The 596-nt window shown below is 53.4% G+C and carries 1 rRNA gene; it reads left to right on the forward strand.

The features are described from left to right. Nucleotides 1-596: ribosomal RNA gene (locus FCN15_RS19045) — 23S ribosomal RNA — on the forward strand; the annotation flags it as partial.

The raw sequence follows: 596 nt of genomic DNA on the forward strand, positions 1-596 counted from the left end.
CAGCCACCATTTAAAGAGTGCGTAATAGCTCACTGGTCGAGTGACTCTGCGCCGAAAATGTAACGGGGCTAAACACACCACCGAAGCTATGGCTTGATGCTTTGCATCAGGGGTAGGGGAGCGTTGTGTATGCGTTGAAGGTGTACCGTAAGGAGCGCTGGAGAGTACACAAGTGAGAATGCCGGTATGAGTAACGAAAAGATCAGTGAGAATCTGATCCGCCGAAAGCCTAAGGGTTCCTGAGGAAGGCTCGTCCGCTCAGGGTAAGTCGGGACCTAAGGCGAGGCCGAAAGGCGTAGTCGAAGGACAACAGGTGGAAATTCCTGTACCACCGTAAACCGTTACGAGCGATGGGGTGACGCAGCAGGGTAGTGACGCGGACTGATGGATGTCCGTCTAAGCAGTGAGGCTGATGTGTAGGCAAATCCGCACATCGTAAGGCTGGGCTGTGATGGGGAGCGAAATTTATAGTAGCGAAGGTCATGATCTCACACTGCCAAGAAAAGCCTCTAGCCAGGTGAAGGTGCCCGTACCGCAAACCGACACAGGTAGGCGAGAAGAGAATTCTAAGGCGCGCGGAAGAACTCTCGTTAAGG

Origin of the sequence: Paenibacillus pinistramenti (assembly GCF_005869875.1) — a bacterium.
GTDB lineage: Bacteria > Bacillota > Bacilli > Paenibacillales > Paenibacillaceae > Fontibacillus > Fontibacillus pinistramenti.